This window comes from Planococcus beijingensis (assembly GCF_016820615.1).
Lineage (GTDB): Bacteria > Bacillota > Bacilli > Bacillales_A > Planococcaceae > Planococcus > Planococcus notacanthi.
In genome coordinates this window covers 177,987-203,674 of the sequence record NZ_JADHDZ010000005.1, presented here as the reverse complement: position 1 = coordinate 203,674, position 25,688 = coordinate 177,987, and the positions used below count along the sequence as shown (strand labels likewise).

At 45.6% G+C, this 25,688-nt stretch carries 21 protein-coding genes; 13 read left to right on the top strand and 8 right to left on the bottom strand.

Annotation, left to right across the window (positions count from 1 at the left end):
• Positions 1 to 2 precede the first annotated feature (2 nt).
• Positions 3 to 1,448: a M28 family metallopeptidase gene (locus tag IRE19_RS14075; protein WP_203340898.1), complete on the top strand. Its 1,446-nt coding sequence runs from the start codon at positions 3 to 5 to the stop codon at positions 1,446 to 1,448.
• 291 nt (positions 1,449 to 1,739) lie between these two features.
• Positions 1,740 to 1,973, top strand: coding sequence for a hypothetical protein (locus IRE19_RS14070; RefSeq protein WP_203340897.1), 234 nt, complete (start codon positions 1,740 to 1,742; stop codon positions 1,971 to 1,973).
• 94 nt (positions 1,974 to 2,067) lie between these two features.
• On the opposite strand, the gene IRE19_RS14065 is transcribed toward IRE19_RS14070, so the two are convergent.
• Together IRE19_RS14065 and IRE19_RS14060 are read right to left on the bottom strand one after the other, a co-directional pair.
• A complete protein-coding gene (locus tag IRE19_RS14065; RefSeq protein ID WP_203340896.1) occupies positions 2,068 to 2,553 on the bottom strand; it encodes an SRPBCC domain-containing protein in 486 nt (161 codons plus the stop codon).
• Between the two features lie 148 nt (positions 2,554 to 2,701).
• The gene (locus IRE19_RS14060) at positions 2,702 to 3,286 is read right to left on the bottom strand and encodes a helix-turn-helix domain-containing protein (RefSeq protein WP_203340895.1); all 585 of its coding nucleotides are present in this window, start codon (positions 3,284 to 3,286) and stop codon (positions 2,702 to 2,704) included.
• A 302-nt stretch (positions 3,287 to 3,588) separates the two neighbouring features.
• Here IRE19_RS14060 and IRE19_RS14055 point away from each other — a divergent pair, with 302 nt between their 5' ends.
• The 6 genes from IRE19_RS14055 to IRE19_RS14030 all read left to right on the top strand — a co-directional run bounded on the left by IRE19_RS14055 (position 3,589) and on the right by IRE19_RS14030 (position 12,718).
• Entirely contained in the window at positions 3,589 to 7,362 is a 3,774-nt protein-coding gene (locus tag IRE19_RS14055) for an AAA domain-containing protein (protein WP_203340894.1), read from the top strand.
• 4 nt (positions 7,363 to 7,366) lie between these two features.
• On the top strand, positions 7,367 to 8,137 hold the full coding sequence (locus IRE19_RS14050; protein WP_203340893.1) for a hypothetical protein: 771 nt from the start codon (positions 7,367 to 7,369) through the stop codon (positions 8,135 to 8,137).
• Between the two features lie 172 nt (positions 8,138 to 8,309).
• Positions 8,310 to 8,825 (top strand): hypothetical protein, encoded by a 516-nt coding sequence (locus IRE19_RS14045; protein ID WP_191716249.1) that lies wholly within the window; start codon positions 8,310 to 8,312, stop codon positions 8,823 to 8,825.
• Positions 8,826 to 9,123: 298 nt separating this feature from the next.
• The gene (locus IRE19_RS14040) at positions 9,124 to 9,486 is read left to right on the top strand and encodes a hypothetical protein (protein WP_203340892.1); all 363 of its coding nucleotides are present in this window, start codon (positions 9,124 to 9,126) and stop codon (positions 9,484 to 9,486) included.
• A gap of 319 nt (positions 9,487 to 9,805) precedes the next feature.
• Positions 9,806 to 11,758: a lipoteichoic acid synthase gene (gene ltaS, locus IRE19_RS14035; protein ID WP_203340891.1), complete on the top strand. Its 1,953-nt coding sequence runs from the start codon at positions 9,806 to 9,808 to the stop codon at positions 11,756 to 11,758.
• A 153-nt stretch (positions 11,759 to 11,911) separates the two neighbouring features.
• Positions 11,912 to 12,718: an alpha/beta hydrolase gene (locus tag IRE19_RS14030; protein WP_203340890.1), complete on the top strand. Its 807-nt coding sequence runs from the start codon at positions 11,912 to 11,914 to the stop codon at positions 12,716 to 12,718.
• 67 nt (positions 12,719 to 12,785) lie between these two features.
• Here IRE19_RS14030 and IRE19_RS14025 read toward each other — a convergent pair whose 3' ends face one another.
• The 5 genes from IRE19_RS14025 to IRE19_RS14005 all read right to left on the bottom strand — a co-directional run bounded on the left by IRE19_RS14025 (position 12,786) and on the right by IRE19_RS14005 (position 18,495).
• Positions 12,786 to 13,349, bottom strand: a complete 564-nt coding sequence (locus IRE19_RS14025) for a DUF4256 domain-containing protein (protein WP_203340889.1) — start codon at positions 13,347 to 13,349, stop codon at positions 12,786 to 12,788.
• Between the two features lie 240 nt (positions 13,350 to 13,589).
• Positions 13,590 to 14,687 carry an ABC transporter ATP-binding protein gene (locus IRE19_RS14020; protein WP_191716244.1) on the bottom strand — a complete coding sequence of 366 codons (1,098 nt, stop codon included), beginning with the start codon at positions 14,685 to 14,687 and terminating at the stop codon, positions 13,590 to 13,592.
• 147 nt (positions 14,688 to 14,834) lie between these two features.
• Positions 14,835 to 16,313 (bottom strand): UDP-glucose--hexose-1-phosphate uridylyltransferase, encoded by a 1,479-nt coding sequence (locus IRE19_RS14015; RefSeq protein WP_203340888.1) that lies wholly within the window; start codon positions 16,311 to 16,313, stop codon positions 14,835 to 14,837.
• A complete protein-coding gene (gene galE / locus IRE19_RS14010; protein ID WP_203340887.1) occupies positions 16,310 to 17,311 on the bottom strand; it encodes a UDP-glucose 4-epimerase GalE in 1,002 nt (333 codons plus the stop codon). The genes IRE19_RS14015 and galE overlap by 4 nt, the downstream gene beginning before the upstream one ends.
• Positions 17,312 to 17,313: 2 nt before the next feature.
• Positions 17,314 to 18,495: a galactokinase gene (locus IRE19_RS14005; protein ID WP_203340886.1), complete on the bottom strand. Its 1,182-nt coding sequence runs from the start codon at positions 18,493 to 18,495 to the stop codon at positions 17,314 to 17,316.
• A 128-nt stretch (positions 18,496 to 18,623) separates the two neighbouring features.
• Between IRE19_RS14005 and IRE19_RS14000 the strand changes: the two genes are divergently transcribed.
• The 5 genes from IRE19_RS14000 to IRE19_RS13980 all read left to right on the top strand — a co-directional run bounded on the left by IRE19_RS14000 (position 18,624) and on the right by IRE19_RS13980 (position 25,189).
• A complete protein-coding gene (locus IRE19_RS14000; RefSeq protein WP_203340885.1) occupies positions 18,624 to 19,778 on the top strand; it encodes an ROK family transcriptional regulator in 1,155 nt (384 codons plus the stop codon).
• A 281-nt stretch (positions 19,779 to 20,059) separates the two neighbouring features.
• Positions 20,060 to 21,112, top strand: coding sequence for an aldose epimerase family protein (locus IRE19_RS13995; protein ID WP_203340884.1), 1,053 nt, complete (start codon positions 20,060 to 20,062; stop codon positions 21,110 to 21,112).
• 48 nt (positions 21,113 to 21,160) lie between these two features.
• Positions 21,161 to 22,057, top strand: coding sequence for a PucR family transcriptional regulator (locus IRE19_RS13990; protein ID WP_203340883.1), 897 nt, complete (start codon positions 21,161 to 21,163; stop codon positions 22,055 to 22,057).
• Between the two features lie 150 nt (positions 22,058 to 22,207).
• Positions 22,208 to 24,433: an MMPL family transporter gene (locus IRE19_RS13985; protein WP_203340882.1), complete on the top strand. Its 2,226-nt coding sequence runs from the start codon at positions 22,208 to 22,210 to the stop codon at positions 24,431 to 24,433.
• Between the two features lie 189 nt (positions 24,434 to 24,622).
• Positions 24,623 to 25,189: a hypothetical protein gene (locus tag IRE19_RS13980; RefSeq protein ID WP_203340881.1), complete on the top strand. Its 567-nt coding sequence runs from the start codon at positions 24,623 to 24,625 to the stop codon at positions 25,187 to 25,189.
• Between the two features lie 94 nt (positions 25,190 to 25,283).
• Here IRE19_RS13980 and IRE19_RS13975 read toward each other — a convergent pair whose 3' ends face one another.
• Positions 25,284 to 25,673 carry a hypothetical protein gene (locus IRE19_RS13975; protein ID WP_203340880.1) on the bottom strand — a complete coding sequence of 130 codons (390 nt, stop codon included), beginning with the start codon at positions 25,671 to 25,673 and terminating at the stop codon, positions 25,284 to 25,286.
• Positions 25,674 to 25,688: the final 15 nt, after the last annotated feature.

Genomic DNA, 25,688 nt, shown 5'->3' with positions numbered 1-25,688 from the left:
TGATGAAAAAAATTTCATGTTCTGCAGAAGCTAAACCGAAAAAAATGAAAAAGGCATTGTTGAGTTATACACTTGCAGGGGCTATGGTGCTCTGCCTATCACCGTTCGCATCACCGGTTGCTGATTTCAATGCCGGTACAACCGCTTATGCGGCAAACGGAAATTCCGGAGCGGCGCAGGACCAGAAAATTGTTAACCGCGTCGATGCGGAACGGGCAATTGACCACATCCGCTATTTATCGGAAGAAATCGGTTCAAGGCCAGGCGGAATGGAAGCTGAGAAACAAGCGGCGGACTATATTGCAAATACATTGAAGGGCCTCGGTTTTGGCGTGGAGTATCAGTATTTCCCGGTGGCGGATCAGTATATCGCGGATGTGAAATTCGCTGATGGAACGCTTTGGGAAATGGGAGCTTCCAGCAATGGAAAAGTCAGCAATGAAGCCGTAGAAGCGGAAGTGGTTTATGTAGAAGGGGGACTCAATCCTGCTGATTTCCCGGCAGATACTGCGGGGAAAATTGTTGCGTTGACGCGTGAAGCCTCCACTGCTGCTTATCGGACACAAGTCGACAATGCAGTGAATGCAGGTGCAGCAGGTGTCATCTTGCAGAGTGTTGTGGGAAGCCGCGGCAATTATGGCTCCACCTTTAATCCGAGCCTCACGAAGAAGTACGATGTTCCTGTATACGGAGCAGCGTTTATCCAAGTGGAGTGGCTGAAAGAGCAGCTTGCAGAAGGACCGGTCACATTAAATCTGACGGCAACTCATTATTCAAATCTTCAATCAGTCAATGTCATCGGAACGAAAAAAGCAAAAACAAAGACTGCTTCCAGTAAAGAGGTACTTCTAACTTCTCATATGGACAGTGTTGTGGGGGCGCCAGGTGCAAGTGATAATGCTTCCGGAGTTGCATTAATGCTTGAGTTGTCTCGTGTATTCAAAAGCTACAACACCGACAAAGATTTGAAGTTTGTGGCATTCGGTTCTGAGGAAAGGGGATTATTGGGATCGCGCTATTACGTGGACCAATTGTCTCAGTCTGAACGCGATAACATCGAAGCCGTATTCAATCCGGATATGGTGGCAACAAGCTATGAAAAAGCTGAAAACCTCTATGCGATGACTGTGGATGGCAGCACCAATATCATCACAGATTCCACCGTTGCCGCAGGAGCACGTCTCGGTAATTCAGATATTTTACCAGGTAAATTCGGATCCAGCGACCACGTACCTTTCCATAATGCCGGCATCCCTGCTGCGTTATTCATCTGGATGGGCATCGACAGCTGGGATCCGCTCGTTTACCATATCGAGAAAGTCTACCACACACCTGAAGATACAATTGAAAACAACATCTCATCTGAAAGAATGCAATCGGCTTTGGAAATCATAGGTTCGGGGCTATTTGATGTTGTGCGGAAAGATGTGCCAGCTGCAAAACCATAATCAGTACCACTACAGCGGTAGTCAATTCTTCTTAAAATGCATATTTTTTAAACATCTCTAACGATCTTCCCAGGTAATAACTATAAACCAGGCGCCTCCATCTAAGGAATGACAGATGAAGGCGGCTGGTTTTTATCTGTCTTAATGGTAGGATCACATTAATTATTTAAATCAATTTAAACTGAGTTCCTTGATTTACCATAATTAAATATACCTTATATTGGCTATATACTAGTCTTAAAGTTATGGGTATAATAGCCTTTAAGGTCTTGGCGAAAGGAGAAAATCGCAGTGAATAAATCATTGAAGGCAACTCTAATTGCTAGTTTATGTATCTGTGCAGCATTAGCAGGTTGTTCATCAAATATGCATGGACTGTCGAATGAAGAGTACAGGCTTGTTGATAAATACATTGACGCAGACGAAATGGTAGAGGAACTCCAATTATCTGGATACAGTGAGGAAGAAATTGAAAAAGAGTTACGAGCTGCCTTGGATCAAATCAATTACGAAATGGAAGAATAGCATAAAAAAGTATTTTCCGTATTTAGTTTGATGAAATACTCAGTAAAAATTTATAAATGAGTTTGAGAAACAATAATTTATTCAAGAAAAAAACTCACCCAGTCTGTACTTCTATAAACTGGGCAAGATTTTCAAGTGTGGAACCGAGTCCTTCGTCATGATCTTCCTTCCGTATTCCTTCAGGGACATTTTCGCAAACGATGGTGACTTTTGTGCCTTCTAAAACGGCTTCCAAATACCAGGTCTGAATCATTTCGCCGGCAAATGCCGGATCTTCAGAATCGAACTTCCCGGCCATTACGATTTTCGTGTCAGGCACCAATTCCAGAAATCTTCCTTGGGAGACGTCGGTATGGTCCGAGGTCTTTCCAGGGTTTGAATGGTCGGCTTCATACATTAGCGTCAACTTGTAGGAGCCGCCTTGACGAGGCTCGAACACATCGATACGCGCCGACATACCTTTAGGCGGAAGCCAGGAACTTAATGCTTCCGGATCCAGAAATGCCTGGTAGATGGCTTTTGGCGATGCCAAGATCACGCGTGAAGCCGAATCGATTCTGTTGTTGGATGGATGGGGCATGATCAACAACCTCCTGAAGTATAGTTGATATACTATACCCGCCTTGAATCAAAATCTACCTGTCTACACGCTGCAAATAGATCAAATGCAATATTTTATATTAACGAGTTATTCTTTATTCATAATATTTCTGCTTAATCAATGATTTTCACACAAGCTGATAGTACAATCCAAACTGCGTGTCATACCATAATAATTTCCCGTGTTTGCGTTTCGGAATGCGGGATTGCATACTCCATTCGGGAAACTGTTTGATTAGCTGGACTTGGTCGCCTGTTGCAAAAGCGAGGAACGAGATGTAATGGTCTTTTGTCATCGGATGGTTACTCGAAATGAACCATTCCTGATCGCTTTCAGTCATAATCAGCTTTTCATCTTCTGTTGCTTTTTTCGCTTCCAAAGGCTCTAACTTTCTGCCGCAGCACGACAAGGTAATATCGCCGGTTGCAAGGACGATGTTGGTACATGACGGACAAACAAAATAATTCGATTTTTTCATATTTCCTCCTATGAATTCATTCGACGGCAAATCGCCCCCGAGAATATTTTCGATATTTACCCCAAACACCGCAGACAAGCGGGGAAGGAGAAAAACGTCCGGACAGCCATGTCCGCGCTCCCATTTTGAAATTGTGCGGTCCGAGAGATTCAGCTGATCCGCCAATTGTTTTTGTGTGAGTTCTTTTTCTTTTCGCAAACGATAAATTAATTCTCCGACTTTACGAGTATCCATTGTTTTCCCCTCCTGCACTCTTCTCATCTTATGAAATTGAAATGCCAATCGCAACAAACGCTTCGTGGAGTTTCTACGGAAATGCTTATAGGGTCAGATCATACATTTAAAAAAGCACAATCACAAAATGCGTTAAACGCGGCTGTATTTGCCTTGCAAGAAATAGAGGCGAACGTATATTCCTGTAAAATTTCTAACTTTCAAGCTCTTATCCACCAATTGATGATATGATTAGATGAAAACAGATCAGGTGGACAGAACCGGTTTGAAATTTCTTCAGCTTTAAAAGAACAGGTGATTAGATGGTTAAAGCACATACAGCAACAATCAGAACGTCAATACGGTTGACCAAGACGGCTATGGAAAAAATGGGAGGGTTCGGCATCAGCGAACGCTCGTTTTTTGTTGCGGACAAAGCGTTTAAAGTCTTTATTGAACGCTACCCATCCAATGCGGAAGGTGAGCTTTCGGTGGCGCTGATTTTGGACAGTGCGGAGAACGTCCGGCTGGCCGGCAAAGACCTGCAAGGATCAATCGTCCTTCACGGCGTCTTTACCAATCACAATTTGCTGATTACCAACCTGACTCTCCGAAAATCCTATCAGGCGCTCGGAACCAACTGGCAGCGCGAGGAATACATGGTGTTCGACCGCTCCCGTGATCCGGCTCCGGTATCGTTGATCAATCTCGTCAACCGCATGACGCCGGCCAAAGACAGTTCAGATTATGTCAAAAAGCGAATCGGCAGCTGGGAAGGCTATTTGAAAATCCAGGAACGCGGCATGGATATTCCGGACATTAAGACTGGATACTCCAGTTTGTCGTTCAGCCATGATTTCAGCCGCATCACGCTGAAAGGGTGTCAATTGAAAGACACGGAATGGAAGTCGCTGAAAAATTTGACCGTTCGGCTCACGGGAATCTCGGGGGACATCGGCACAGTCATCAAAGCAGCAAACCGCATAGTCGAAGTGGAACTTCAAAGTTACATCGTCAAACAACTCCGTGAAAAAGGGCTGGCACTCGATAAAAAAGAAGTTGTTTTCAGCAATTTCGCAGCGTTAAGCCAAATCAGACGGCTGCGGCAGGGCTTTGCCAATTTGGAGAAAGGCCTTGCAGTCAATCCGAATCTCGACCGGATCTTGTTCGAGGAAAAACCGCCGGTCAAGCCGCTCCAAACTATAGGGAAACTAAATTTCCATAACCGGCTGAACGAATTTCAGCAAAAAGCGGTATCGGGGGCGATGGCAGCAGAGGATCTGTACGTCATCCAAGGGCCGCCGGGAACCGGGAAAACTACGGTCATCTCGGAAATTTGCCTGCAGAATGCCCGGAAAGGTTTGCGGACGCTGGTTGCGTCACAATCCAATCTGGCAGTCGATAATGCACTCGGACGCCTGCTTGCCAATAAGGACATCCGCATTTTGCGCGTCGGGCGGACCGAAAGCATCGAAGAAGAAGGCAAGAAATTCATTGAAGAAAATGTCGGGCAGTATTGGAAAGACCATACACTGGCAGAAATTACCGATCAATACGAAATGCGCGAGAAGCGGGAACCGGAACTAAAACGGGAACTGACAGCCAATGAGCAGGCGGCGCTGAACCTGCAGCCGGTTTATGAGAGTTTGAAAGTGGCCGTGGAAGAGAAGAAAGCAGCACAAGGCAAACATCAGTCAATTCAAAAACTGCTTGAACAAGAGCAGGTGAAACTGTCGGCATTTGAGTTCGAGAAAGGCAAAGCGATAAATGTAAGCCGTGAACTGGCTTACCGGCTGCATGAACTGGAAGACCTGATTGATGCGGCTTCCACTGTTATTGCCGGCAAGCAAGACAGCGCATGGTTTCAGGAACAGCAACAGCCTATAAGAAGTCAGCTCAGATTATTCGAGCGGGCACTCAGCCTTCCGCGTCTTGAACAGGACTTGGCGGAAAAAAGACAGGAAATCGCAGCCACGGTAGAACGGCGCGATCAAATGGCGGCGATCATCGATCAAAAAGAAGCACTCATCCAAAACATGGACAGCGTCAAGAAAATTGATGGCTTGCTTCAAGTGATCAAAGATCAGCGCGTTGAAGAGACACCTTCTCTAACTTATTTGATCAACCGTTTGGAAGCAAACCGTGAAAACATGGCGGAGTGGGGAAAACTCAATGAATACAACGAGCTTGTCAGCGCTGCGATTTCGTATCTGGAAAAATTATTAGCGCCAACCGGCCTGTCTTTTGCGGATTTTAAACAGCAAGCATTGGCACAGGTGGGAGCCTACACGTCTGCAGAAATCGATGAGTATTTGGAAAAGCTGCGGACACTTTTGAAAAGTTCGCAGCATACCGATGCGGCTGTGCTGAAAAAAGCACTTGCCGGATTGTACAGACGGCAAAACAATCTGTGGAGCAGAGGCGCCAAACTCAAGTCTTTCGATGTCTATGCCGCAGAGTCGAAGCGGGCCTTCCAGGACTTGAAGCGCGTGTTGTGCGAGCAGCTCGTCAAACAGCAAAACCAATACCGCGTTTGGGACGAAAAATGGTTCGACAAACTGGAAAAACAGCAGGAAGAGATTGCGCCGCTTGAGCAGCGCTACCGGGAAATGCCGGATCCTGCTAGTTTGCCGGACGACATCGAAAGCGCGATTCGTGAGCAAAAAGCGGAACTCGCAAGACTGGAAAAAGAAAAAGCTTCCTATGAAGAGACGCAAAAACGCATCAACGAGCATCAAGCTGAACAGGCCGTCAAAACAGCGGAACTGGAAACCAGCGATGCCCGGATCGCTGGGTTGAATAATAAAATCACACAAGTTGAACAGACGATAGCCGGTTACGGACAAGAGCTGCTCGCGTTAAATGAAATCCTGTCAGCAGATCCGGAAGGGCAGCTTGAACAGGCGGCGAAAGAACTTGCCAGCCTGTCGTTTACGAAGGAATCGCTTAAGCAGGAAATGAAGAACCTTCCTTTATTGCAGTCGGTACAGAAAAAATGGCTGGATTTATTGGCCGGGGCGAACGAGCACGATTTGGACGAGATCCGAAAACTGTATATCAAGCACGCCAATGTCATCGGAACGACGTGCGTCGCTTCGGCGCGCAAGGATTTCATCGACAACTATCCGGAATTTGATGTGGTCATCATTGATGAAGTATCAAAAGCCACGCCGCCTGAATTGTTATTGCCGATGCTGAAAGGCAAGAAAATCATTTTGGTCGGCGACCACCATCAATTGCCGCCGCTTCTGGGCAACGATACATTGGAAGAAACGCTGCAGGAAATGATCGAGGAAGACAACGGCTTTGAAGAAAAGAAAGAGTTGGAAAAGCTGTTGGAAGAGTCGTTATTTGAGCGGCTTTACAAAAACCTGCCGGCTGCCAACAAGACGATGCTGGCGATTCAGTACCGCATGCACGAAGACATCATGGAAACCATTGCGCCGTTCTATAGAATGGAAAAAGACCAGCTGCAATGCGGCATCAGAGATTCGGACCGGGAGCGCGACCATCTGCTCGAATCAACAGCAGTAACCCGCAGCAATCACCTCATGTGGCTGGACCTGCCGAACGAATCGGCTTATTTTGAAGAACGGATGAGCGGTGGGAAGAGCCTTTATAATGCAGCGGAGCTTCAGGAAATCCGTGCCTTACTGGTTGATTTGAATGAAGCGGCCGGTGAAGCGAAGCGCGCTGGAAGAATCCATCCGGAGCAGCAGAAGAGCATTGGCGTCATCAGCTTTTACGGTGAACAGGTCAAACGGCTTCAACGGATGATCGATCAGGAGTTGCGCCTGCCGCATCTGACAGTGCGTACCGGAACGGTTGACCGTTTCCAGGGAAGCGAACGGGACATCATCATCTTGAGCATGGTACGTAATAACCAGAATAAACATGGGGACATCGGCTTTGCAAAAGATTACCGGCGCTTGAACGTGGCGCTGTCGCGTGCCAAGGAGTTACTGGTATTGGTCGGAAGTTCCAAGATGTTCACAGAACGCGCCAAGCAGCCGGACACCAGAACAATGTACCGGCATGTATTGGAAGTCGTGAAACAGAAAAATGGCTTGAAAGTGTTAGAAAAGAGCAGGGGGTGAGGAAGTGGACAAGCTGATTGAAGAGTTGCGGGCAAGTGTAGCGGAAGATCCGGATCGAACCATTATTAACGAAGAGGTGTGGCAGCTGCCTGTCGTCTTGTACGATGTCAGTTTTGACCGGGTCAAACGGCTGAAGATGGATATTTTGATGAAGATGCTATTGCTGACTTTTCAGGAAGCTGATATCCGCCGGGCTGCCACTTTATCCGATATGCTGTTTGTCGAGGAGCTGTTCATCAGCGACTTAATCGCTAAGATGCAGCGCACCGGCTTGATTGGATTGGAAAAGGCGGGGTATAAACTGACGCCCAAAGGACATGACTACCTGGGCAAAGGGATTTTTGAAGAAGAAATGGAAGGCAGCAAGACGGTCATTGCCTACAGTGCGGTTCACGACGATTATCGCTTGGCAGCAAGTGAAGCGCATCCGGAAGCAGGAGATACAATGCCGTTGTATCGCTATCCCGTCAAAGGCAGTTTGAACAAGGACCGCATGTATCAGCTCTTGTTGAAGGAAGGGGCTGATCTTGGGGAAGAAAGCTTTCAAACGGTCATCACCGGGATCACTGCCTGCATCGAAAACGACACGATCCATATTCCATGCATCGAGTTTCAATTATACGACCAGAAGCAGGATCTTTTTTATGCCCGCATCTGGAATACCTGGACCTCGAGCTGGGACGAAACGTTGGAAAAGCATATTGAAGCACGGGAACTGGTGAAATGGCGCAAGGCGATGGAAGAGCAGGAAGCGGCTTTGGAAATCGGTGTTTAGGTGAAGAATAAGTGATTTTCTAAAGGAGCAGGCAGACTATTTAAGGTCTGTCTGTTTTTTTAGGTTGAAATGGATGATTGGAAAATTCCGTTCAAAAGCGTATTGTAAAAAAATGGTTGGTCTGCTACGCTGTTCACTAGAAGAACGATTACGAATTAGAGGAGACCGGATCATGTCGAATTTATCATTGGCAGAAGCTGTAAAATTGAAGTCTGTTTTGGCAAAACGCATTCATGAATTGGAAGAAGAGATGGACCGTGTGGCATTTGTGGAAATGGAAAAAGGCAGCAAGAAACCGAAACAAGCTCGTTCTTTGTCACAGGTCGAAGAAGAAATCGATGACATCCGAAAAGATTTTCGGCTTTTGGATAAACTGATGTACCGTGCCAACTTCGAAAACGAAGTGAGCTTTAATGGAGAAGAACTGGCGATTGTCGAGGCAATCGAACTGGCCACACAACTCCGCGCCAAAGCACGGAAGTTCAAGGAGTTTGGTGCTGCGGCAAAAGAAGAGATCCAATACGGATATGGAGAAGGTACGCCAATCGTCAGACGGGCGATGTTCGATCCGGAAGAATACCGCGTAAAAGCGGTTGAACTGGAGCGGCTCGCCAATCGGCTGTCCAATGCGGTCAACACCAAAAACTATTCCATCGTGTTGGATTTCGACAGCGACAAGTATTTCTGAGCCTTGGAGTGGTGAGACTCCACTCCAAGGCATGGAAGGAAACCTCTTTTGTACTTCGGTGCAATTAACTCTAATGGCTGCTGGCAAACCAATGACCCATGCCCCATTACGATTTCACCTGTTACCGATAACCAACCAAGAGCAAACGGCGGTCGATGACCACAGTCCTGTTTTCACGTTCCTTCCATGAATCCTCCTGCTTTTATGCAGGAGGATTTTTAATTGGTTATTATAGAAGAAAACGGCTGATAGCATAAAAACGGCATTCATGTACAAGACCAGAAAGGGGGGATCGGCTTTGGACAAGGTATCTGCTGACATCCGGTTGGAATCGCTCAAATCCTTCCAATCAACCATCCGCAAAACTGAAAAGGCTGTTGATCAAATGAAAGTAAAAGGCGCACAGACAGTTTTTGTGGAAAAGCGGCTCCACGCACTTCACATCGGACTTGCTGTACTGGAAACGGTTTGGAATGGAAAACCGAATTCTTTTGGCATAGAAGAACTGGTGCAAGCCCGCACTGTGCTGGCGGGTTTATTGCCAACTATAGAAAATCAGTATAACAAGTCGAAGGCAGGCAGCTCTCAACGGACGCTGCTCGAGAGGCGGATTCAATCACTGGAGTTGGCTATCATGGCAATTGATGATCTTTCCAACTGAATCAAAAATAAATACCGCCGCCAGCAAAGATTCTTTGCTGGCGGCGGTATCTTCTATTGTTTTCTTCTGTTAAACCTTCAGAAATTTGCGGATATGAATAAAGGGTGATTTTCTTTACAAATTTTAATAGCTGGCCTTTGTTGGTTAAACGCTCCTTAAATTATCTGAAAAGAACTTAAACTGTAATTTTCTAGGGTATTAGCGTATAATAGAGATTGTGATTCTTTTTACATGAAATTTACTTGAGCTTAACACGCCGAGTCCTTGAAACTTTATGTCCCTTAAATCCTCGTGAATACCCAATATGAGAAGGTGCAATATGAAAAAAAGTAAACTGACGAATAATGAAAAGATAAATAAATTTGTTCCAATTTTCCTCCTGGCCGTTTTCATGCTATGGATGAAAACCTATGTTTCCCAAAATACACAATTTAAATTAGATGTCGATGGAGCGCTTCAGGAGTTCCTGCTGTTCCTCAATCCGCTTGGTTCAGCTTTGCTGTTATTGAGCTTGTCGCTATTCTTTAAAGGATTCCGGAAATACATAACACTTTTGATCATTTATGTCGGAATGTCTGTCATGTTGTATGCAAATGTCGTGTATTACCGGTTTTTCAGTGATTTCATCACCTTGCCGACTTTGTTCCAGACTCAGAACTTCGGTGATTTGGGAGGCAGTGTCGCAAGTTTGATCCAGCCGACCGACTTCCTTTTCTTTGTGGATGTGTTGGTGCTGGGTGCTTTGATTTTCTCCAAACGAATCAAAAAAGACCGTGGAAGTTTCAAAACCAAAGCAGTTCTACCCGTCATCACCATTGCGCTCGCCATTTCGTTCTTCAACTTGGCATTGGCGGAAGCGGATCGCCCGGAATTATTGACACGCGGATTTGACCGCAATTACATCGTCAAGTATCTGGGCATGTACAATTACGCGCTTTATGACTCTGTCGAGACCTTGAAATCTTCTTCACAGCGAGTGCTTGCTGACAGCGATGACGGCACGGAAGTATTGAACTACACCAAATCCAATTACGCCAATCCCAATGAAGCCTATTTCGGAGCAGCAGAAGGCATGAATGTCGTTTACCTGCATTTGGAATCATTCCAGACATTTTTGATGGATTATGAATTGAACGGGGAAGAAGTGACGCCGTTCCTGAATTCCATGATTGATGACGAGGAAACACTGTATTTCGATAATTTCTTCCATCAAACGGCACAAGGCAAAACGTCAGATGCCGAGTTTATGTTGGAGAACTCCTTATTCGGACTTCCGAAAGGTTCTGCATTCATTACCAAAGGCCAGAACACTTATCAGGCTGCGCCTGCTATGTTGAAAGATAAAGGCTATACTTCGGCCGTGTTCCATGGCAACAATGGAACGTTCTGGAACCGTTCGGAAATCTATAAATCTTTCGGCTATGACCATTTCTTTGATATTGAATCCTATACGAACCTTGAAGAAGGCGATATGGCGGAGTACGGCGTTATGGACAAGCCATTTTTTGAGCAATCGGCACCTCTTTTGGAATCATTGCCTGAGCCGTTCTACACGAAGTTCATTACCGTTGCCCACCACTTCCCATATAAAATGGATCAAAACCTGACTACGATTGGAAAAGGCACAACCGGCGACTCAAGTGTCGACGATTACTTCCAAACGGCCCGTTATGCGGATGAAGCGATTGAGCAGTTCTTTACGCAGCTGGAGGAATCCGGCTTGGCTGACAATACGATGGTTGTGATGTATGGCGACCATTACGGGATTTCCGATAACCATAACCAGGCGATGGAGCAGGTGCTTTCAAAAGAAATCACACCGGTAGAAAATGCCAAGCTTCAGCGTGTGCCGTTGTTCATCCACGTACCAGGTGTTGAAGGCGGTATAAATCATACGTATGGCGGCCAGATTGACTTGTTGCCGACTGTGATGCATTTGTTGGGCGTTGAAACCCAAAACTATATCCAACTAGGGACGGACCTGTTGTCTGAAGAGCACGAAGAACTTGTAACGTTCAGAAACGGCGATTTCGCAAGCCCTGAAATCTACTCGATCGGCGATGTCTTCTATGATCCGGAAAGCGGTTTGCCGCTGGAAGAAGACCAGTTGGAACAAGCGAAAGTACTGCAAGAGCATGGCAATTACGAATTGTATTTGTCGGATCAGGTAATCAATGGAGATTTACTGAGATTCTATACACCGAACGGCTTTACGCCAGTCGATCCAGCAGATTACAATTACCAGGCAAATCCAGCTGGAGCAGTAGAATAAAAGACAAATGAAAGAGCTATCCTAAAAAGCGGATTTTCCGTCTTATAGGATAGTTCTTTTCTATTTATTTCTCTATTCCAATAAGAAGGTGGTTTTCATTTGATGGAGAATACTACCAATAGAATAAAGCATAAATCGAATGGAGGATGTTGGATGAGCGAAGACAAAATGATTTCATCGTTTGATGGAACGCAATTATTTACCCGCAAAGATCAGGCAGAAAAGCAAAAAGCAGCAATAGTGATCGCCCATGGGTTGGCTGAGCATTTGGAACGATACGATGTGTTGGCCAAAACTTTAGTGGACCATGGCTTTACCGTTTATCGCTACGAACAACGAGGTCATGCACGTTCAGAAGGGAAGCGAACGTTCTTCAATGATTTTAATGAAATGCCCGACGATTTGAAAACCATTACGGATTGGGCAAAGGAAGAAAATCCGGAGCAGCCGGTCTTTTTGATCGGCCACAGCATGGGGGGATTTACTGCAGCTGCCTACGCCACAAAATATCCGGGGAAAACGGGCGGTGTCATTTTATCCGGTGCGTTGACTCGTTACAACAATGAACTTTTCGGTCTACTGCCGCTGGATTTGCCGGCAGATACTTATTTGGATAATGAATTGGGGGAAGGCGTGTGCAGTGATCCGGAAGTAGTCAAAGCTTACGAAGCAGATCCGTTGGTGGAAAAGAAAATATCGGTGGGGCTTATCAATGAGTTTGCTCCAGGCATTGCCTGGTTGAAGGGAAAATCAGCAAGCTTTACGGATCCTGTACTGGTGCTGCATGGTAATGAAGATGGGTTGGTTGCTGAAAAAGACTCAAGGGATTTTTATGGGGAAATCGGTTCGAAAGATAAAACCTTGAAAATTTATGCTTCCCTGATGCACGAAATTTTCAATGAACCTTCCAAGAACAAAATCTATGAAGAGATGATTGCGTGGATGGAAGAACGCCTCTAGAGAGGAGAAAAGGCATTGCCGAAACCAGAATAGGTTTCGGCAATGCCTTTTGAATTGGAAAGTTTTATTACACTCTTACCAATCCGCGGAATCCTCTGGCTGCGTAATACGAGTCGGCTCCGTTATGGTAAAGAAAGACATGGCCATAGCGGGAATCACAGAACAGGGCGCCGCCTTTATCCCGGATGTCGGGAGGCGTTTGCACCCAGCTGGATGTTTTGACATCGAATGTGCCGTGCTGCTGCATGAGGCGGTATTGTTCTTCCGACAGCAATTCGATGCCCATTTCCTCGGCCATCGCCATGGCACTGTTCTCGGGTTTGTTTTTCTTCCGGGAATCAAGCGCTTTTTGATCGAAGCAAACACTTCTTCGGCCGCTTGGGCTTTCGGGGGAACAGTCATAAAAGACGTATTCATTATTGGCTTCATCAAACTCCAGGACATCCGGTTCTCCGCCAGTCCGTTCCATTTCATGGAGCGACCACAGCTTTTCGGGATTAGCTTCCAACCGTTCTTGAATCTTATCCCACTGCATCCATTCGTGGCGCTCAATCGTCTTCTCAAAGCGTTCCTTCAATGTAATAAGCAATTCTTGACGTTGTTCGGCAGTTAATTCATGTTTCGGGGTCATGGCGTTTTCCTCCTCTTTGTAATAAATGCTACTCGTCATGGCTTAAGTATAGTAAAAAATCAGGAGGAATACGACTACGGTTTAACGGGCTGTGCTTGATCGAATCGAATGCTACTCAATGAACTTTTAAAAAAACAGCAGAAAATAGATACAACAGACTACAGAAAAAAACCAGTAAACAAGAAAAATTCCAGACGAAGGCTCGTCTGGAATTTCTTATTGATATGAGAAGCTGACATCTTATTTGATGCGCAACTCTGATTCAAGGTCGAAGAAATGAGCTTTGTTCATGTCGAATGCCATGTCGATGGTTTGGCCAGCTTCTACATTGAAGCGGGAATCCACACGGGCGACGAAATCCTGTTCGTTCACTTTTGAATAAAGAACGATTTCCGATCCCATCAATTCAGCGACTTCCACAAATGCTCTGATCTTCGTATGAGGCGAATGCTCAAGGAATAACGGTTCATCGTGAATATCTTCCGGGCGAATTCCCAATGCGATTTCCTTACCTGTATATCCTTGGTCACGCAGCATAGAGAGTTTGCCCTCTGGAACACGGACTTTGATGCCTTCCATCACAAATGAATCGTCAACGATTTGTCCGCGCAGAAAGTTCATGGAAGGAGAGCCGATAAAGCCGCCGACAAACATATTATCCGGTTGGTCATATACTTCTTTTGGTGAACCGACTTGTTGGATAAAGCCATCTTTCATAACAACAAGGCGAGTAGCCATTGTCATCGCTTCGGTTTGGTCATGCGTTACATAAACCGTAGTCGTCTGCAGGCGGCGGTGAAGTTTCTGGATTTCCGTACGCATCTGTACACGCAATTTAGCATCCAAGTTGGATAACGGCTCATCCATCAAAAATACTTCAGCATCGCGGACAATCGCACGTCCTAGAGCAACACGCTGGCGCTGACCGCCTGATAGCGCTTTCGGTTTACGGTTCAAATATTCATCCAAACCAAGGATTTTAGAAGCATTTGCGACACGTGCTTTGATGTCGTCTTTTTTCATCTTGCGCAATTTTAAACTGAACGCCATGTTGTCATAGACACTCATGTGCGGATAAAGTGCGTAGTTTTGGAATACCATTGCGATGTCGCGGTCTTTCGGCGATACATCGTTGACTCTTCTGTCACCGATAAACAAGTCGCCTTCTGTGATGTCTTCCAGACCTGCGATCATGCGAAGCGTCGTAGATTTCCCGCATCCTGAAGGGCCAACAAGTACGAGGAACTCTTTGTCGCGTATTTCAAGGTTGAAATCCTGTACGGATACCACACCTTTTTCATATTCTTTTCTGATATTCACTAAGTTCAAGCCTGCCATTTGATTCCCTCCAATTTGTGTAAGTGCTTTCATTGATTAGTAAAAGCATACCTTGTAGTCAGAATTTTATGAATGGCAAGTATGCACAAAATTAGGAACACTCTTCGTGCATATTTGCCAATCAACATCAAATCTCGGTATTTCCGTTCATTTATTCAGCGTATTGATAAAGCGCTTGAATGCTTCGCCGTCTTTCAAGACGCCTGCATCTTCTAGGACTCGGACGAATTTTTTCCCCACTTCTTTACGCAGGAGAACTTCCGCTTCTTCCCGTCGTGAAACTGGACCATACTGAGCTTTTAATTGTTCGGCCCATACGAGGTGGGAGGAGGCGACATCATGAGCATTGCCCAGCAAAAACTCTTGGATTTCAGCCAGCTCCTCTTTTAAGCGTGGTGGCAAAACGGCAAGCCCCATCACTTCAATTAAACCGATGTTTTCTTTCTTAATGTGATGGACATCTTCATGCGGATGAAAGATTCCCGACGGATATTCCGCAGTTGTCCGGTTGTTCCGCAGCACCAAATCGATTTCGAACAGCCCATTGCGGTTTCTCGCGATCGGGGTGATGGTGTTGTGGGGCGTCTCACCGGTAAAAGCGAGAACGTCCACGGAAGGATCGGAATAATTTCGCCAAGTCTGCAAAATGTCATCAGCCGCATCGACCAAGGCGACGATTTCCTTTCCTTTCAAACGAATAACCGACAGCGGCCATTTTACGACAGATGCCACAATGTCAGGGTAGGCACTCAAACGGAATGAAAACAGATCCTCCGCTTTGGTCATGGCGAATTCATAGCGGCCGGCCTGGTAATGGTCATGGCTCAAAATGGATCCGCCGACAATCGGCAAGTCGGCATTTGAACCGACAAAATAATGAGGGAAAAGTGCCGTAAACGTCAGCAGCCGCTCAAATCCATTGCGGTCAATTTTCATGTCCCGGTGTTCTTCGGAGAGCAGGATGCTGTGCTCGTTATAGTAGACATAAGGTGAATATTGCAGGTACCAGTTTTCTCCGGTAAGTGGGACGTTGATGACGCGGTGGTTTGCCCGCGCCGGATAGCCGACACGTCCTGCATAGCCTTCATTTTCCTTACATAACAGACATTTAGGGTAGCTGAGCGTTTGCTTCATCTCGCGTTCTCTTTTGATTTGTTCCGGATCTTTTTCAGGTTTGGACAGATTGATCGTAATGTCCATCTGTCCGTATGGCGTATCGGTTTTATAAGAAATGTTTTTCTGGATACGGTTCATCTGGATGTAATTGCTGTTTTTGCTTAATTCGTAAAAGTAGTCAGTAGCGGCTACCGGCGATTCAACGTATTTCTCATTAAAGACAGCATTGATGACAGAAGGCCTGGCGACAAAACAATTCATGATAGTTGCGGACAGCATTTCCTTGTCATCAAAAATATCCTCGATAATGCCTTGTTCCACAGCATACGCAACCATATTTTCCAGCAGGTTTGGAATGGTGTCATCTGCCGGTTTGATTTCCTCTTCAGGAAAAGAGGCCAGACCAAGCAGACTCATCACTTGGTTGCGGACGTAATCGGTATCTGCTCCTTCTATCAAATGGGTGTCGAGTGCTTTTTGGATAAGCCCTGCAAGAGTTTGGTGGATCATCGTTCCACTTCCTTTTCATAGCCTGTCGGATGTGCAGAATGCCATTTCCATGCATCGCCAATGATTTTAGCCACTGATGTATGGCGGGGATCCCAGCCCAAGATTTGTCTGGCTTTCTCTGAACCGGCAATCAAAATGCTGGGGTCTCCTGCCCGGCGTGGACCTGTTTTTACAGGAATGTCTTTTCCAGTGACAGAACGGGCAGCCGCAATCATTTCATTCACTGAAAATCCTTGGCTGCTGCCAAGATTAAAGACATCACTGCCGCCATCATTCCTTAAATAATCCAGTGCCAACAGGTGTGCAGAAATCAAGTCTTCCACATGGACATAGTCGCGGATGCAGGTTCCGTCCGGCGTGTCATAATCATCGCCGAAAACCGTAATTTCCTTTCGCTGCCCAAGTGCTGTCTGCAGGATGAGCGGAACCAGGTGGGATTCAGGGCGATGGTCTTCTCCAATTTCAGCTGTTTCGCGTGCACCCGCCACATTAAAATAGCGCAAGGAAACGAATTTCAACCGATGGGCTAATTCCGTCCATTTCATCAATTTTTCCATTGTCAGCTTTGTTTCGCCATAGGTGCTGGTCGGATTGGTCGGCATCGTTTCAGTGATTGGTACAGCTTCCGGCTCGCCATAAGTGGCAGCAGTGGAAGAAAAGACGATTTTCTTTACATCATGATCGACCATGGCTTTCAACAGAACCTGTGTGCCGTAAACATTGTTGTCGAAATATTTTAGAGGGTTTTCCATCGATTCGCCGACCAAAGAGTTGGCCGCAAAATGAAGAACCTCGTCAATCGTTTCGTTTTCAAAGACGCTGTCCAGAAATTCGGCATTCCGAATATCGCCTTCGTAAAAAACAGCTTCAGGATGAACGGCTTGTCGATGTCCTGTTTCTAAGTTATCAACCACAACAACGTTTGTCCCTCGATCGATCAATTGATGGACTGCGTGGGAACCGATGTATCCGGCCCCACCTAATACTAAGACGCTCATGTTCAAAACTCCTCTGCAAGTTCTTTGGCACCATCCGAAATTTTTGCTTCGTAAAAGGAAGGAGGGTATCCGAATTCTTCGCTGTAGGTTTCCGACAGCTTCTCCTTAAAATGTTCAATTTGCGTCTGATGAACGATGGCAATGGCGCATCCGCCGAATCCAGCTCCCGTCATTCGTGCACCAATAACTCCGGGGTGGTTCCAGGCGGTTTCTGCAATCTGATCGAGCTCCGCGCCAGTGACTTCGTAATCGTCACGAAGAGACACATGGGACGCATTCATCAATTGCCCGAATGCTTGAATATTGCCTTGTTCCAGTTGCTGGAGCGCGAGCAAGGTCCGTTCATTTTCATAGACTGCGTGTTTGGCCCGTTTGCGGTTGGTGTCGTTTGTGATCAAGTGTTTATACTGCTCAAACTTTTCGGATGTCAATTCACCTAAACTGCTGATTGGCAGTTCAGTCCGCAAGTCATCCAGCGCTTCCTCGCATTCGGCGCGGCGTTCGTTGTATTTTGATGCAGCCAATGTCCGTTGTTTATTGGAGTTAATGATGACGATTTCATGCTCTTTTAAATCGAGAGGAGCATAGTTGAATTCAAGCGTTTGGCAATCCAATAAAATCGCAAAGTCTTTTTTCCCTTTGCCGATCGCAAACTGATCCATGATGCCGCTGTTGACGCCGATATACTGATTTTCAACATGTTGCCCCATTTGAATCATATGCAAGCGATCAATCTCCAAATCGAATAACCCCTCAAGTACCACGCCTGTCGCCATTTCTATTGAAGCGGAGGAGGAGAGGCCGGCACCGTTCGGAATATCTCCGTAGAACAGAATATCCATTCCATGAGAAATTGAATAACCGTTTTTAATAAAATAATAGATCATGCCTTTCGGAAAGTTTGCCCAGTCATGATCCGGATTATAGGACAAGTCAGCCAGATCGCACTCAATTTTGCCGCGTTCCGGAAAATTCATCGAGTAAAACTGCAGTTTTTGGTCTGTGCGTTGTCGGGCAACGGCATAAGTTCCAAAAGAAATGGCGGCGGGAAATACATGGCCGCCATTGTAATCGGTGTGTTCACCGATCAAATTGATGCGGCCAGGTGCAAAAAAGAAACGCGTCTTAGTAGGGGCTGTTCCAAAGATTTCATGGAACGTCCGAGACAAGTCATGCTGATTCATGATATTCCTCCAATACTTTATAAATTAATTTAATTAACACGAGTATAAAGTAATTTGTTAAACTATTCAATAATAAGATTGAAAGCAGTTACAAATGATATCAGCATGATAAAAACGGAGGAGTTACAATGCGCCAAGGTACCTTTCAATGGATGAAATCGGTGAATAAATCGATGATCCTCAATAAAATAAGAAAAGATGGGCCGATATCGAGAGCGCAGATTGCTCGGGAGACGAATTTGACGCCTCCCACAGTCAGCAGCAATGTTAAGGAATTGATTGAACAAAAAATGGTGGAAGAGAGCGATGTGGGCCAGTCACTGGGCGGACGGAAACCGACGATGCTCGTCATCAACACCGAGGCATTCTATATCATTGGCGTAGATGCGGGACCCGAAAGCATCGAATGCATTGTGGCGGATCTTGCAGGCAAGAGGCTCCAACGGTCAGAAACGAAATTGCAGCTGCCGATCAACAACCGGCAATTCATGGATGCCATCAAACAGGGCATCGCCGACTGTTTGCAAGAGCTGCCGGAAACACAAGATAAAGTCATCGGCATCGGTGTGGCCATGCACGGAGTGGTGGATGTTGCAGCAGGTGTTTCCTTGTATGCACCGAATCTCGGATTGTCCGATATTCCGATCAAAGAAGAATTGGAAAAGGCATTTGGTTTGGAAGTGAAAGTGGAAAATGATGCACGTGCTATGGCTCTGGGAGAATACTGGTTCGGAAATCACGGAGAACTGGAGAGCATGCTGGCAGTCAATATCGGCAGAGGCGTTGGCGCCGGCCTTATCATTGAGGGGAAACTGTATCACGGTTCTTCGGATATAGCAGGAGAAATCGGCCACATGACCATCGATCTGCATGGAGAGATTTGTGAATGCGGAAATCAAGGATGCCTTCAAACATTTGTTACTGGGCCGGCAATTGCCCGGAAAGTGGCTGTCAAAACATCGACAGATTCTCTTACAGCAGAGGACGTCTATGAACAGGCTATCCAGGGGAACGATGATTTTGCTGCGATCCTCACAGAAGCGGGCAAAGCGATGGGCGTCGGTCTGACCAATTTGATTCATATCGTTAATCCAGAAAAGATTGTGTTGGGTGGCGGTGTCTCCAAAGCGGAGAAGTTCATTTTGCCGGCAATACGCGAAACCATCAGAGCTTCTGCTTTGACGCCTTCGGCAAGCCAAACAACAGTGGAGGTCTCTAACTTGGGCGGCGACGCCACATTGATCGGCGCCATCACACTGTTGTTGGTGGACGTTTTTGAGTGAACACAAAGAGAGCTTATTGCTCAACTCGATAATTGCCTGCTCCTAAGCCACACTAGCGCTGGAGCACTCTCCAAAGATATGGAACAAAATAGCGGAGACCATCTCCCTCTCCATAGCGTAGCTTTAAAAACCGTGCTCCTTCGTGCTGCGCACTACGTCGCAAAGACATTGTCCTCGCAAGCTACGGCTAATGTCTTCGCAGCTGTTTTGTGGAATATCGCTAATAGGAATCATTAGTTCAACTTATATACTATAGAAAAAATGAAAAGGCGGAAGATAAAATGGAAGTTACTCAAAAGGTGTTTGGCCATAAAGATAACCAAGAAATCATAATATATACAGTAAAGAATAACCAGGGATTTCAGGTATCCTGCATGAATTACGGCTGCATCATCACTGAAATGCTGGTTCCGGATCGTGATGGAAAGTCGGAAAATGTAGTGTTAGGTTTTGACACATTCAATGAATACGAAAATAATCCGCATTATTTTGGCGCGGTGGTTGGACGTTTTGCTGGACGGATAAAAGAAGGAACTTTTAAAATTGGGGAAACCGCTTATCAAGTAGCTCAAAATTCCAATGGCCAGCATCTGCATGGAGGCCCGAAAGGCTTTCATTCTATTGTCTGGAAGTCAAAAGTCATCAAAAATGAAGAAGAAGCAATCATTGAATTCACGTATTTCAGCCCGGACGGCGAAGAGGGATTCCCGGGCAATTTGTCCATGACCGTCCGTTATATTCTCAAAAACGGCAGCAACCAGCTGACCATTTCCTATTCGGGTAAATCAGACAAGACCACCTTATTGAATGTCACCAACCACTCTTATTTTAATTTGAGCGGGAATTTCAAGCGGACCATTCTGGATCATGAATTGACGATGAACAGTGATCAGTACCTGGAATTGGATAGAGCGTTGCTGCCGACAGGGACGCTGGTTTCAGTGGAGGAAGATGAACTTTTCGATTTCCGAAACGGCAGAAGCATAAGAGCAGCAACAACGGCGGAACATCCGCAGGCCCAACTTGCCGGAAATGGCTATGATCATCCGTTTATGTTGAATAGCGATGACCAGCCTGCAATCGAATTGGCGGATAGAGAAAGCGGCCGGAAACTTCAGGTAGAAACAACTGAACCGGCAGTGGTTTTATACACAGGAAATGGTGTGGGCGGACCCTACTCAATCAAAGGAACGGAAGCACAAGACTATCTGGGGCTGTGCCTTGAAACGCAAGGACCACCGGATTCGGTGCGCCATCCTCATTTTTCATCCGCTATCTTGAAAGCTGATGAAGAGTTCAAATCGGAAACGACGTATACTTTTTCTTCTATATAATTGTTATTCGAACCGTCAATGAATCTTTTTGGAGAAAGAAGTGTTTGTATGATTGAAAACCTGAAGAAAATTTACCCTTCATTGATCCTGAATGAGGAGGGCAACCAGGACTTGGATTTCAGTCATCACTGGTTCATGACAGACAACAGTGAAATCGTCGGGATCCCTAAAAACCAAATGACTTCAAGGGATTTATCGGTAGTAGCTGCCTTTCTGAAGCCGTATCATCATGAATTTCCGGTCCAAACAAGTGAAGAGCAGAAGTGGAGAAAAATGGTCGATTCGGAAGAGCCTGCCGGAGCGGAAAGCGTAGAAGCCGGGAGTCCTTATCGCTTTGTTTATTTTTCAATTAAGAAAAATCAAATCAGTCCGGGTGTCTTCAAAGACGCCATCCACGATTTGTTTCCGGAAAAAGTACCGATTCTTTGGGAGAATGGGCATGAAGGAATTCTTGTGGAATACGGATCCGTGGGGAAAGAAGCGATTCGATATGAAGAAATCATCGATGTCTTGATGAGTGACTTGTATATAAAAATCAACTTTCTGGTCGGACCGTTCAAAGAGACCGTGGAAAATGCGCCTCATTACTATTCATTCATGCTGACGGCCGCGAAATCCATTTTTTTCAATTCCAACAAGGCAGTAGCGAATTTTAGTGACGCTGTTCCTTATTTGCTGATTGACCAAACGGGAAAAGAACAAGCCCGAGGGATTCGTGAAATGATTTTGCAAAGTTATGCAGATGATGAAGAAACCTTGAGAATGATTGAAGTGTTTACACGATGCAATTTGAATATATCGGAAACGGCGAAAGCTTTGCATCTTCACCGCAACAGCCTTCAATACCGGCTCGATCGTTTTACAGAAAACACAGGAATCGATATCCGGAAATTCCATAACGCCATGGCTGTTTACCTTGCGCTGCTTGTAAAGCCGACAGTTTAATATGGTGATGATAAACACAAATCAGACTACAGGCTATGTTTTTATTCCGAATTAAGCGGCTGGTTTAATTTGTCATAAAGCTGTCTTTTTTTGGACAATTCTAGACTTCTTCCTGCTTTATAATAGGAGAATTGGAAGGAGTTTTTGTTGATGGCAAAGTATTTATATAGATTGGGCCAATGGTCGATCCGGCACGCAAAGGCTGTTATTTTCGCAGCTGTGGCCTTGCTTCTCGTCATGGGCGGCCTTGTATTGGGGTTTGGATTTGAATTTGATGAGGATTTATCGATCCCTGGTACTTCTTCTCAGGACACCATTGAATTATTGAAAGAAGAATTTCCGGAAGTAGGGAATGCCGGTGGACAGATTCACATGGTCTTTAAGGCACCTGAAGGAAAAACATTGCTGGATCCGGATGTACAGGGAAAGCTTAGCGAAGTAGTCGCGGAAGTTCAGTCAGACAAAGCGGTGGAGATGATTTATACGCCGGAAATGCTGCAGAACTATAACGCCGATCAAACGATTGCATTTGCGATGGTTTCCTACGATTCAGTCGCAGTAGAGGTCTCACAGGATTCGATTGACCGGGTTCAAGAGGCGATCCAAATTACTGAAGACGCTGGAATCCAGACGGAATTATCCGGTGATGTCGAAGTAAATCCATTCAAAATGGAATTTGCGACAGAAGTCCTCGGTGTCATGGCAGCGTTTATTATTTTATTCTTTACTTTCGGTTCACTGCTGGTTGCAGGTATGCCGATCGTGACTGCCGGAGTGGGCTTGGTGATCGGGCTTCTCGGAATTGTCTTCGGGACGAATTTCACATCGATTTCAACGGTCTGTTTGTCGCTTGCAGCGATGCTTGGACTGGCAGTGGGAATCGATTATGCGTTATTCATCCTATCGCGTTTCCGCCAGGAATATGCAAGAGGCTATTCCGTTAACCAGGCGATTGCAATTGCCAACGGTACGGCAGGAAGCGCGGTCGTGTTTGCCGGCTTGACGGTCGTCATTGCACTGATCGGTTTAGCGATTCCGCAAATTCCGTTCCTTGCCATGATGGGCTTTACGGGTGCGCTTTGTGTATTCATTGCCATCATCGTGGCCATTACGGTTGTACCGGCTGTTATTTCTTTATTCGGCAGTCGCATGACACCGCCGGTTGACCGCAAGAGAACATTGGGTGAAGGTTTTGCAGAACGGGTGAAATTATCCGGGAAGTACATGAACGGCTGGGCGAAATTGATCAATAAATTTCCGGTAGTTGTTGCACTTGCAGGTACGCTGGTCCTCGGTGTGATTTCAATTCCGTTTTTCAATATGGAACTGGGCTTGCCGGATGACGGTTTCTACGGTGAAGATACCAACGAACGGCAAGCGTATGATTTATTGAAAGAAGCATACGGTGAAGGCTATCACGCTCAACTCGTTGTTGTGGCGAAAGCGACAGATGAAGACGGCGAAGTGATGTCGAAGCTTGAAACTTTGCAGCAGGACATTTCGGGGATGGACAATGTCAATTACATTGCCAATGTCATTCCGAAAGAAGCCGGTGATATGGCGGTTATCCAGCTGTATCCGGTAACAGGGCCGAATGACTCGGAAACCAAGGATTTGGTGAATGAAATCCGCAGTGCTTCTGCGGAATATGAAAAAGACGGCATGGAATTATTGGTTACGGGAACGACTGCCGCGAATATCGATATTTCCGATAAACTCAGTGAAGCCTTGCCGATTTTTGCGGCATTGATCATCGGCTTGGCGTTCATCTTATTCATGATCGTCTTCCGTTCGATCTTGGTGCCATTGAAAGCGGTGCTTGGATTTGTGCTGTCACTTGGTGCCACTCTCGGATTTGTGACATGGGTGATTCAAGACGGCAATTACCATGAGCTGTTCGGTTTTGCAGCAGCAGGACCGGTGCTGAACTTCCTGCCGATTATTGTAGTGGGTATTTTGTTTGGCCTGGCGATGGACTATGAGATGTTCCTGGTCAGCCGCATGCGTGAAGAATATACCCATTCCGGCAACGCGCGAAAAGCTGTACTTGCTGGACTGCGGGACAGTGGCGGCGTAGTCACAGCTGCGGGACTGATCATGATTGCCGTATTTACTGGCTTCATGATGGCTTCGGACCCGATGGTCAAAGTGATGGGCATGGCGCTTGCGTTCGGCGTATTGTTTGATGCATTTATTGTGCGGATGATGATTGTGCCGGCTGTTATGATCCTTTTGGGAGACGCCGCATGGTACTTGCCGAAATGGCTGGATAAACTTCTTCCGAACATCGACGTTGAAGGCGAAGCCATTATGGAGACTATGGATGAGCCTGAGCGTTTGAATAAGAAGAAGCCGGTTGAAGTGGAGAATATTTAACTTTCACTTCCTGCTTTAGCCAAACAAAATAGTAATAAATTAAGCTGTTCAAAGCGGTTCGCCGCTTTTGGACAGTTTTTTTTGTTTGTTCAGTAATGTATTCTAGTCTTCTTAATAACTTGAAGTAATGATGCACGGTAGTCGATATTAGAATAATATATGTATAGAAAAAGAAGAGAGGGAAAGAGTTTGAAGAAAACAGGAGAAGAACCTTTTATTATTAATAATGCTGATGCTGGAATTAAACTGTTAGATTTTTGGCAGTGGAATCAATCTGATTTGCTTAATAATGCATTGAGAGGTAAAATCGCAGAATTTATTGTAGGAAAGGCTTTAAATGCTGTGGAAGGAGTTCGTTTGGAATGGGATGCTTTCGATTTGATTACTGCTGAAGGCATTAAAGTGGAAGTGAAGTCAGCCGCTTATTTACAGTCATGGAAGCAAAGCAGAAATTCAGTTATCCAATTTAGTATACGACCCGCTTTAGCATGGGAAGCCAGTACCAATACATATGCAACAGAAGTAAAAAGAAATGCAGACGTTTACGTATTCTGTCTGCTTAAAGAACTGGATCGAAGCGCTGTGAACCCATTGGATTTGAATCAGTGGAAATTCTTTGTGCTGCCCACTGAACAAATCAATCTCGAAAAAGGAAATCAAAAAATGATTGGTTTGAATAGCTTGTTGAAAATGAATCCTGCTATTACGGACTTTACAGGATTAAAAGCCGCTGTTTTAAATTGTAATGCAAAATGAAAGGTTCCTATAGAATCAGTCTTTAATGATCATTCAACTGTAAAAAATCCACTGAAGAAAAAGCTTGGCTTTTCTCCAGTGGATTTCTTGTATTCTATTCTTTTTCCGTCAAGAACGTAATGACCAAAAACAGCAGGAATGCCAGCAACAGCAAGCTTCCGCCTACGATGAAAAAGATCATGACAAAGGTTTCATTCCAATTGAATGGGTTCAGGTTATACAACCACATGCCGCTGGTCAAGGTAAAGGCACCGACCATGCCGAGTACACTGTGGATAGCGACAAGTTTTTTGAATTTGATCGTATAGACCCGGTAGAAGATGCCCCAAGCAAAGACCGATAACCAGCCGACAAGCAAGATGTGGGCATGGATTGGACGCAGGCTGTAATCCATTTCTCCAGCCATTTGCGAACCAAGAAATGTACCGAACAAGCCAAAAATGGCTGAAAAGCGTATTAAACGAAGACTCCAAGTTTTTTCCATAATAAAACCTCCAAC